We start from the raw sequence: 458 nt of genomic DNA, 5'->3' as shown, positions 1-458 counted from the left end.
CGATGACGTCTACAACGAGATCGACAGTGTGAGCGCGAACATCAGCGGTGTGAGCGGCGGAGCGAGTTTCGAGGATCTTGTGATCGACACGGCGCCAGAGAAGACTACGATTACCGACACGATCGATGTGGTGACGGTTGACCTGTCAGCGGACGTTGCGACGATAGCGGAAGGCGTGGATGGCGATAACCAGCCAAATCAAATCACGTACACGGCGACCTTAAGTGGCGGCGTGGCGAATAACGACATCACGGTGACGCTAGCGAACGGTGAAGAGATCGTTATCAAAGCGGGTGATAGCAGCGGCAACGTGAGCATCGACGTTCAAGATGACGACGTGTACCAAGATAGTGAGATTATCGAAAACAACATCAACACAGTCGTAGAAGGAGCAGGCAACCCACAACTGGAGTTTCTGGTTAAGGCGGAAGATACGGGGGCGACCGTGACCGTGGCAG

Annotated in this window: 1 protein-coding gene; it reads left to right on the top strand. The window is 54.6% G+C overall.

The features are described 5' to 3' along the window. Positions 1–458: immunoglobulin-like domain-containing protein (locus AB4371_RS22330; protein ID WP_198598956.1), on the top strand; the 458-nt coding region annotated here is incomplete at both ends.

This window comes from Vibrio sp. 10N.261.51.A3 (assembly GCF_041471965.1).
GTDB classification, from domain to species: domain Bacteria; phylum Pseudomonadota; class Gammaproteobacteria; order Enterobacterales; family Vibrionaceae; genus Vibrio; species Vibrio crassostreae_C.
This window is presented reverse-complemented; position numbering and strand designations above follow the sequence as displayed.